The sequence below is a fragment of the Mumia sp. genome, from assembly GCF_028803055.1.
In the GTDB taxonomy this organism is placed as follows: Bacteria; Actinomycetota; Actinomycetes; order Propionibacteriales; family Nocardioidaceae; genus Mumia.
The window spans coordinates 1-9,728 of sequence record NZ_JARBCJ010000134.1 but is presented as its reverse complement, the minus strand read 5'-3'; the positions used below and the strand labels follow the sequence as shown (position 1 = coordinate 9,728).

The following is a 9,728-nucleotide window of genomic DNA, read 5'->3' as shown; positions in this document are numbered from 1 at the left end:
ACCAGGTCGCGCGGCGACGTGCGGCCAGTGCCCGCACTCGCGACCAGCATCCGTACGGGCTCGCCCGGCTCGAAGCCGAAGTGCCGGAGGTGCCGGACGATCGACGGAGCGACCACCTCGTCGTCGAGCAGCAGCTCGAGCACGGTCGCGCCGAGCCGGTGCCGCGCGTCCACGAGCTCGCGGGGTCGCTCACGCTGGAGGGTGAGCAGGGAGACCGCCTGGTTGAGAAGCAGCCGGTCGCCGACCGACAGGGCACCCGGGACCTCCACCGCGAGCCATCCGCTCGGGCGCTCGAGGCCGCCGAGCCGCTGGATCACGAGCGTGCCGGTGTCGGACACCACGGTGATGCTCGCGCGTCCGGGACGCGCGGCGAGCGCGACCAGCTCGGTCGCGACGCGCTCACCCAGCTCCGGCGTCTCGCCGGCGGAGGCGACCGGGTGCTCCAGCTCGTCCAGCACGACGACCGCCGCGCTCAGCTCCCGAGCGACGGCCGTGACCAGACCGGCGACACCCTCGTCGAGCGTCGCGCGCGTCATCTGGCGCTGGAACCCGACCGCGCGGTGCATCACGGCGTTCTGCTGCTCCGCCCGGTGCGCGGCGACGGCCTGGGTGATCGCCACGAACGGTGTCGGCAGCGGGACCTCGATCAGCGGCATCACCGAGCGTCGGCACGCCTCACGCAACCCGGGAGGGATCGTGTCGAAACGGACGCCGATCCCGAACGCCACCCCCACCACACCGGCCGCCGCCAGCCGCTCGACGTACGCCTCCTGGCCCGCGTGGTCGCGTGGCATCCGCAGGCCGGTGGTGAGGACGAGCTCGCCGCCGCCCAGGAACGGCGTGGGGTCGACGAGCTCGATCGCGTGCGCCCATCGGAGCGAGACCGTCGGGACGGCTTCGGGCTCGACCAGGCGGAGCCCCAGGGCCTCCTGGGCGAGCAGCCACGCCAGCGTGACGCCGTACGGGTCCTCGGGCTGCGGGGTTGCCATGGACATAGTGTCCACCGCTCGTCGCCAAGGCACGCCACTTCGTCAGGATCCCTGCTGGACTCGTCGCTCCTAGCCTGCTTGACACCACCCCCGCCCGTTCCCAGGGAGACTCCCGTGACGACCTCGCCGCTCGACTCGGACGACGCGCACCTCGCGTCGCTCGGATACACCTCCGACTTCAAGCGCGACATGAACCTGTGGGGCAACTTCGCCCTCGGCTTCACCTATCTCTCCCCGGTCGTCGGCGTCTACTCCCTCTTCGGGACCTCGCTCGCCAGCGGCGGACCGCCGATGATCTGGGCGATCGTGCTCGCCGCCCTCGGCCAGCTGCTGGTCGCCCTCGTCTTCAGCGAGGTGGTCGCGCAGTATCCCGTGGCCGGCGGTGTCTATCCGTGGGCCCGCCGCCTCTGGGGCCGTAAGTGGGCCTGGATGACCGGCTGGGTCTACATGATCGCGCTGACCGTGACCATCGCCGGCGTCTCGTACGGGGCGGGGCCGTTCGTCGCGATCGTCCTGGGGATCGACGAGACCACCACCGTCGTCGTGTGCTGCGCGATCGGCCTGATCCTGCTCACGACACTCCTGAACCTCGGCGGCACGAAGCTGCTCGCCAGGATCGCGTTCTTCGGCTTCGCCGCCGAGCTCGTGGGCGCTCTCGTCGTCGGCATCTGGGTCCTGCTCACCGAACGCCACCACAGCGTCGCCGCGTTGTTCGACACCTACGACGTGCAGGGCGACGGGTCGTACCTGCCGGCGTTCTTCGGCGCCGCGCTCATCGGCCTCTACCTCTTCTACGGCTTCGAGGCCTGCGGCGACGTCGCCGAGGAGGTGCGCGACCCGGGCCGCCAGATCCCCAAGGCGATGCGGATGACGATCTATATCGGTGGCGCCGCGGCGTTCTTCATCACCTTCGCGCTCGTGCTCGGGGTGCCGAGCTTCGCCGCCGTGTTCACCGAGCAGGACAAAGACCCGGTGTCCACCGTGCTCGAGAACGCGTTCGGCTCCGTCGGCTTCCGTGTTGTGCTCGTGATCGTGCTGATCTCGTTCCTGTCCTGCGTGCTCAGCCTCCAGGCCGCGGCGAGCCGGATGATCTACGCCTACGCCCGCGACGACATGGTCCCCGGCAGCGGGCTGCTCAAGCGGTTCTGGCAGGCACGCCACGTCCCGCCGTTCGCCCTGATGCTCGCCGCACTGATCCCGGTCGTCATCATCCTCGGCTCGCAGGTCTCCGACGACGCGCTGGTGCGGATCATCTCGTTCGCCTCGTTCGGCATCTACCTCGCGTTCATGATGGTCGTCGCCGCCGCGCTGCGCGCCCGCCTGCGCGGGTGGAAGCCGTCCGGCGCGTTCACGCTCGGCGGCTGGGGGCTCCTGGTCACCGTCGCGGCGCTCGCCTATCAGCTGGGCGCGTCGCTCATCATGATCTGGCCCGGGGACGACCCCGACGTCCCGTGGTACGACACCTGGATCGTCGCGCTCGGTGCCGCGATCGTCCTCGGCGTCGGCCTCGTCTACATGCTCGTCGCCCGGCCGTACCGCCACTCCGACGCCGCCCACGGCGACGCCATCAACATCGTCACGCCCTACCCTGGCGACTCCAAGCCAGGGACCACCTCCACAGGAGCCCACTGATGACCGACACCGTCCACGTCCAGAACTTCGTCGACGGCCAGCTCGTCGACACCCGCGACGGCCGCCGTACCGACCTCGTCGACCCGAGCACCGGGGAGACGTACGGGGACGCGCCGCTGTCAGGGGAGGCCGACGTCGACCTGGCCTACGAGTCGGCGGCCAAGGCGTTCGACACCTGGCGTCGCACGACGCCCTCGGACCGCCAGCAGGCGCTCCTCAAGATCGCCGACGCCATCGAGTCGCGGGCTGAGGAGCTCGTCGAGGCGGAGAGCCGCAACACCGGCAAGGTCGTGCCGGTGACCATGGCGGAGGAGATCCCGCCGATGGTCGACCAGATCCGGTTCTTCGCCGGGGCCGCGCGCGTCCTCGAGGGGCGGGCCACCGCCGAGTACATGGCCGGCCACACGTCGTGGATCCGCCGTGAGCCCGTCGGCGTCGTCGGCCAGGTGGCTCCGTGGAACTACCCGATGATGATGGCCGTCTGGAAGTTCGCGCCGGCGCTCGCCGCGGGCAACACGGTCGTGCTCAAGCCGAGCGACACCACCCCCGTGTCGACGGTGATGATGGCCGAGATCGCGGCCGAGTTCCTGCCGCCGGGCACGCTCACCGTCGTCTGCGGCGACCGTACGACCGGGGCCGCGGTCGTCTCGCACCCGACGCCCGCGATGGTGTCGATCACCGGGTCGGTCGCCGCGGGCAAGCAGGTGGCCGAGGCAGCCGCGCACGACGTCAAGCGCGTCCACCTCGAGCTCGGCGGCAAGGCGCCCGTCGTCGTCTTCGACGACGCCGACATCGAGGCCGCGGCCGAGGGGATCGCCACGGCCGGCTACTTCAACGCCGGCCAGGACTGCACCGCCGCCACCCGTGTGCTCGTGCACCCGCGGGTCCACGACGACTTCGTGGCCGCGCTCACCGAGCAGGCGAAGGCGGCCGCGACCTCGTACGAGAAGGGCCGTCACGACGAGGACGTCTGGGTGCCGCCGGTCAACAACGTCCACCAGCTCGAGCGCGTCCTCGGCTTCCTCTCGCGCGTCCCCGACCATGCGACCGTCACCGCGGGCGGGGGACGGCAGGGCGACCGCGGCTTCTTCGTCGAGCCCACGGTCATCGACGGGCTGCAGCAGGAGGACGAGCTGATCCAGCAGGAGATCTTCGGCCCCGTCATCACCGTCCAGACCTTCGAGCACGAGGACGAGGCGATCGCCAAGGCCAACGGCGTGCCGTACGCCCTCGCGTCGTCGGTGTGGACCAAGGACCTCGGTCGCGGCCTGCGGATGTCCAACGCGCTCGACTTCGGCTGCGTCTGGATCAACACCCACATCCCGCTCGTCGCCGAGATGCCGCATGGTGGGTTCAAGCACTCCGGATACGGCAAGGACCTGTCGATGTACGGCCTCGAGGACTACACGCGGGTCAAGCACGTGATGGCCAACCTCGAAGGATGACACCCATGACCGACCAGGCACGACTCCTCAAGACCGCGGTGCCGGGCCCGCGCTCGATCGCGCTGCACGAGAGGCGCGCCCAGCACGTCGCGCGCGGGTTCGGGATCACCCTCCCGGTGTTCGTCGACCACGCCGACGGTGCGCTCCTCGTCGACGTCGACGGCAACCGGCTGATCGACCTGGGGTCGGGCATCGCGGTGACGAGTGTCGGGGCGGCGGCGCCCAAGGTCGTCGAGCGGATCGCCGAGCAGGCGGCGAAGTTCACCCACACCTGCTTCATGGTGACCGAGTACGAGGGCTTCACCGAGGTGGCCGAGGCCCTCAACCGGCTCACGCCCGGCGACCACGACAAGCGCACCGCGCTGTTCTCGACGGGCGCCGAGGCGGTCGAGAACGCGGTGAAGATCGCGCGTGCGGCCACGGGTCGTCCGGCTGTCGTCGTGCTCGACCACGCCTACCACGGCCGCACCCTCATGACGATGACGATGACGGCGAAGAACGTCCCGTACAAGGAGGGCTTCGGACCGTACGCGCCGGAGGTCTACCGCGCGCCGATGGCGTACCCGTACCGCTACGACGGTGACGAGAAGGCGTGCGCGGCCGATGCGCTGGCGCGGCTCAAGGACCTCGTCCTGACGCAGATCGGTGCCCACAACGTGGCGGCGATCGTGGCGGAGCCGATCCAGGGGGAGGGCGGCTTCATCGTCCCGGCCGAGGGGTTCCTGCCGGCGGTGGTGGAGTTCGCGCGCGAGCACGGCATCCTGTTCGTCGCCGACGAGGTGCAGACCGGCTTCGCACGGACGGGGCGCATGTTCGCCAGCGAGCACGAGGGGATCGTCCCGGACCTGATCACGACCGCGAAGGCGCTCGCCGGGGGCATGCCGCTGGCGGCCGTCACCGGTCGCGCCGAGGTGATGGACGCGGTCGCGCCCGGCGGACTGGGCGGCACGTACGCCGGCAACCCGGTCGCGTGCGCCGCGGCGCTGGGGGCGATCGAGACCATCGAGAGCGAGGGCCTGGTCGCCCGGGCCGCGGAGATCGAGCAGATCGTCAAGCCGCGGCTCGAGGCGCTGCGGGCGGACTCCGGCGGGCGGATCGGCGACGTACGCGGCCGCGGGGCGATGCTCGCGATCGAGCTGGTGGAGCCCGGCACCAAGGATCCGGCACCGCGGTTCGCCCAGGCGCTCGCCGCACACTGCCACGCCGAGGGCGTGCTCGTGCTGGTGTGCGGGACGTACGGCAACGTGATCCGGCTGCTGCCGCCCCTGGTGATCAGCGACGCGCTGCTCGACGACGCCCTCGGGGTCCTCGAGGCCGGCGTCCGGGCGCTGCCGTGACGGGCACGCGTACCCCCCGTCCCCGATGTGTGCAGTTCCTCAAGGAATCGGGGGCGCACTTCCCTGACCAAGTGCACACATCGCGGACGGAGCGGCCATGACTGACGTCTCGTACGACCCGCGCACCGGACGCGTGAACGGCGAGGTGGAGGCGACCCCGCTGGACCAGGTCGACGCGATCGTGGCGGCTGCGGCGGCGTGCGCGATCGAGGTGGCCGCGACGCCGCCCGCCGAGCGTGTCCGGTGGTCCGCGGCGATCGCGGACGCCCTCGAGGCGGCGCGGGACGAGCTCGTGGACCTGGCCGACGCGGAGACGGCGCTCGGGCGACCGCGTCTGGAGGGTGAGGTCGCTCGGACGGCGGGGCAGCTGCGCTTCTATGCCGACGTCGCGGTGGAGGGCTCCTATCTCGGCGCCACCATCGACCACGCCGCCGGCGCCAACCCGCCGCTCGCCCGGGTCAACGTGCCACTGGGGCCGGTCGCGGTGTTCGGCGCCAGCAACTTCCCGTTCGCGTTCAGCGTCCTCGGCAACGACACCGCGTCGGCCCTCGCGGCGGGGTGCCCCGTCGTCGTCAAGGGACACCCCGCGCATCCCCTCCTGAGCCAGCGGCTCGGTGCTCTCGCGACGGAGGCGTTGCGCGACGCCGGAGCGCCCGACGGCGTGCTCGGGATCGTCCATGGCTTCGACGCGGGCGTGCACCTGGTCGCGGCCCCTCAGATCGCGGCCGTCGCGTTCACGGGCTCGCAGCGCGCGGGCATGGCGCTCCGCGAGGCGGCGCAGCAGCGCGACGTCCCGATCCCCGTCTTCGCCGAGATGGGCACCGTCAACCCGGTCGTGGTCACCCCGGCGGCCGCGGAGGCCCGCCTCGGCGAGATCGCCTCCGGGTTCGTCGGCTCCTTCACCCTCGGTACGGGGCAGTTCTGCACCAAGCCCGGCCTGCTGCTCGCGCCGCGCGGCTCGCGGGCCGCCGAGGCCGTCGCCTCCGCCCTCCGCGAGACCGCACCGCGAGGGTGGGCGCTGACCCAGGGCATCGCCGACGCGGCACGGACCGGCGTCGGCGAGCTGGTGGACGCCGGCGCGGAGGTGGTCGCGGAGATCGCCGGCCCCGACGACGGCTGGTCGGTCTCCTCCACCGTCCTGTCCGTTCCGCTCGACGCGCTCCAGCCGGGCAGCCGTCTGCTCGAGGAGTGCTTCGGACCGGTGGCCCTCGTCGCGGAGTACGACGACGAGACCGCCCTGACCCGGACCGTCGGCGCTCTCCAGGGGACGCTCGCCGCGACCGTGGTCGCCGACGGTGACTCCGACCCGGACCTCCCCGGCGTCCTCGCCGAGCTCACCTCCAAGGCGGGGCGCGTCACGGTCGGGGACTTCCCGACCGGCGTCGCGTACACGTGGGCGCAGCACCACGGCGGTCCGTGGCCCGCGACCTCCGACCCGACGGCGACCTCGGTGGGGGCCGGCGCGCTCAGCAGGTTCACACGGCCGGTCACCTACCAGTCGGTGCCGGACGCCGCACTGCCCGCGCCGCTGCGTGAGCGCAACCCGTGGGGCATCCCGCGGCGGGTCGACGGGCGGCTGATGACGCCGTGACCGCGCCGCTGGAGGGGATCCTCGTGGCGGACTTCAGTCGCGTCCTCGCCGGACCGATGGCCACGTCGATGCTCGCCGACCTGGGCGCCACGGTCGTCAAGGTCGAGCGCCCCGGCGTCGGGGACGACACCCGGCACTGGGGACCGCCGTGGACGGCGGCCGGCACCGCGTCCTACTTCGAGAGCGCCAACCGCACCAAGCGCAGCGTCACCCTCGACCTCCGCGACGAGGGCGACCTCGCCCTCGCCCGTCGCCTCGTACGCCGTGCTGACGTGCTGGTGGAGAACTTCCGCGCCGGCACGCTCGACCGGCTGGGTCTCGGGTACGACGCGGTGACCGCCGACAACCCCCGACTCGTCTACTGCTCGATCACGGGTTTCGGCAGCGGGGCAGGGGCCGCACTGCCGGGCTACGACTTCGTCGTGCAGGCCGTCGGCGGACTCATGAGCATCACGGGCGACCCCGACGGCGAGCCGACCAAGGCCGGAGTGGCGCTGGTCGACGTCCTGACCGGCAAGGACGCCGTCATCGGCATCCTGGCGGCCCTCGCCGAGCGTGAGCGCAGCGGACGCGGCCAGCGGGTGGAGGTCGCCCTGCTGTCGAGCCTGCTCGGGTCGCTCGTCAACCAGGCCACGAGCTGTCTGACGACCGGCGAGGCCCCCCGGCGGATGGGCAACCAGCACCCGTCGATCGCGCCGTACGAGACGCTGCGGTGCGCCGACGGCATGCTGGCCGTCGCCTGCGGCAACGACGGACAGTTCGCGCGGCTCTGCACGGGCGTCGGTCGTCCCGAGCTCGCCGAGGACCCGCGCTTCGCCACCAACGCGAACCGTGTCGCTCACCGCGCCGACCTCGTCACCGCCCTCGAGGACGCGCTGTCCGCCGACACCGCGGCGGCGTGGCAGGAGCGGTTGTCCGACGCCGACGTGCCGGTGGGCGAGGTCGGCGACATCGGTACGGCGATCGCCCGGGCCCGCGCACTGGGGCTCGAGCCGACGGTCGACGTCGGTGGTGGCCACCCGCCGCAGGTTCGCCACCCTGTCACGTACTCCGTGACCACACCGGCGCCGCCCACTGCGCCGCCTGCCCTCGGAGAGCACGACGACGAGATCCGCCGCTGGCTCGCCGACGACACGTGACCCCTGGTTCGGCGGAGGGAGGAACCAGGGGCCACGGGTCGCGCTACCGGCGCCTGACCGAGAGCTTCACCGTCTTGGTCGCCCCACCGGTGGTCGCGCTGCCGAGGTAGCGGACCCGGAGGGTGGCCCTCCCCGCCTTCGGCAGCTTCTTCAGCCGGACGACCGCCCGGCCGCTCTTGCGCAGCGTCGCCGTCCCGACCTTCTTGCCGCGGTAGTAGACCGCGACCTTGCCCGACGGCGTGATCCCGCGGGCCTTCACCGTCACCCGGACCTTGGCGCGCGTCTTGCCGGCGACGACCTTCTTCGTCGTCACCTTCGCGGTGACCGACGCCTTGGCCTTGCGGATCGTGAGACGGACCGTCGTCGACGACGGCTTCGTCTTCGTGTCACCGAGGTAGCGCACCGACAGGGTGTGCGTGCCCGGCTTGAGCGCCGTACGGGGCAGCACCACCGTGGCGCGCCCCTTCGTCACCGTGGACCGCGCCAGCAGGGTGCCACCCTTGCGCACCTCCACCCGGCCGCCCGCCGTCGACGGCGAGACGGAGACCGACACCCGCGGCGAGACGCCGTACCGGGTCGAAGCTGCCGACGCCTTCACCGACGACGGCGCTGGCGCCGGCGTGCCCGGCTCGTCCACGACCGGCACGGTCCCGATCGTGAGCTCCTCGCCGTCCATCGCGGTGCAGTCGAGACCGACGTCGGTGATGACGCCGAGGGCACCCGGCGTGAGGACCGCGTTGATGAACATCCTCTCCGGCATCGCCACGGTCAGGGCGCCCGACTGCGGCGCCGTCAGCTCGGGCAGCCCTCCCTTCACCGGGATGGTGATGCCCTCGGCGGGCACTGGGAGCGACAGCGGCACGGTCGCCGACTTCAGGCCCGTCATGGGCACCTCGTATGTCCGTCCTGTGGCCGTCTCGGTGAAGACCGCCGAGGCGGTGGCCTGACCGGCCACCGCGGTCTGACCGAAACCGGCCTCCTCCATCGGCGGCACCGGGGCGGCGCTGAAGTCGGGCCCGGCCAGCAGCTCAGCCATCGGACGCGCCATCTTGAGCGAGACTTCCGTGTCCGGCACGGTGAACTTCTCACCGGGCGCGAGCTTTGCCGGTATGTGGGCCCGCGCGTCAACGCGGAATGTCACGTCGCCGCCCATCACCGCCGCCACCGGGTCGGTCGTGCCCGGGTCGCCGAGGTCGTACGCGCACCGGTAGCGCACGTCACGGATGACACCGGTCTGCGGGGCGGCCGGCTCCTCCACCTTGATGGTGACCGTCCCGGTCGTCGACACGCCGTCGGCATCGGTCATCGTCACCGTGAACCGGTCGGTCCCGACGAAGCCCGGGTCGGGGACGTAGGTGTACTTGTGCTGGACCTTCGCGAAGATCGACGCGGGGCTTGCCGGATCGTCGTCGGCCACGAAGAACGTCTCGATCGCGCCGTGCTCGGGCTCGCCGTACGTGAAGCGCGCCGCGCCCGAGGTCCAGACGAAGGGTCCGGTCATGTCGAGGTCGCGCGCCCAGGGCCAGCCGTCGAACGGCTTGTCCTTCGTCGTCGTGAAGGTCTGGTCACGCACGACGGGGGCAGCGTTCACGATG

General features: G+C 72.0%; 7 protein-coding genes. 5 read left to right on the top strand and 2 right to left on the bottom strand.

Features of this window, described 5'->3' with window-relative positions; genetic code table 11:
* A partial coding sequence (locus PV363_RS12820) for a PucR family transcriptional regulator ligand-binding domain-containing protein (protein ID WP_301022512.1) occupies positions 1–989 on the bottom strand: 989 nt, incomplete at its 3' end.
* A 114-nt stretch (positions 990–1,103) separates the two neighbouring features.
* On the opposite strand from PV363_RS12820, the gene PV363_RS12815 reads away from it, so the two are divergent.
* The 5 genes from PV363_RS12815 (at position 1,104) to PV363_RS12795 (ending at position 8,133) form a co-directional block, all read left to right on the top strand.
* Entirely contained in the window at positions 1,104–2,621 is a 1,518-nt protein-coding gene (locus PV363_RS12815; RefSeq protein ID WP_301022511.1) for an APC family permease, read from the top strand.
* Positions 2,621–4,066, top strand: a complete 1,446-nt coding sequence (locus PV363_RS12810; RefSeq protein ID WP_301022510.1) for a gamma-aminobutyraldehyde dehydrogenase — start codon at positions 2,621–2,623, stop codon at positions 4,064–4,066. Before PV363_RS12815 ends, PV363_RS12810 begins: the two co-directional genes overlap by 1 nt.
* On the top strand, positions 4,063–5,403 hold the full coding sequence (gene gabT, locus PV363_RS12805) for a 4-aminobutyrate--2-oxoglutarate transaminase (protein WP_220342974.1): 1,341 nt from the start codon (positions 4,063–4,065) through the stop codon (positions 5,401–5,403). Before PV363_RS12810 ends, gabT begins: the two co-directional genes overlap by 4 nt.
* Positions 5,404–5,500: 97 nt before the next feature.
* Complete coding sequence (locus PV363_RS12800; RefSeq protein ID WP_220342972.1) at positions 5,501–6,994, top strand: aldehyde dehydrogenase family protein; 1,494 nt, start codon at positions 5,501–5,503, stop codon at positions 6,992–6,994.
* A complete protein-coding gene (locus PV363_RS12795; protein WP_301022509.1) occupies positions 6,991–8,133 on the top strand; it encodes a CoA transferase in 1,143 nt (380 codons plus the stop codon). The genes PV363_RS12800 and PV363_RS12795 overlap by 4 nt, the downstream gene beginning before the upstream one ends.
* A 43-nt stretch (positions 8,134–8,176) precedes the next feature.
* On the opposite strand, the gene PV363_RS12790 is transcribed toward PV363_RS12795, so the two are convergent.
* A partial coding sequence (locus PV363_RS12790) for an Ig-like domain repeat protein (protein ID WP_301022508.1) occupies positions 8,177–9,728 on the bottom strand: 1,552 nt, incomplete at its 5' end.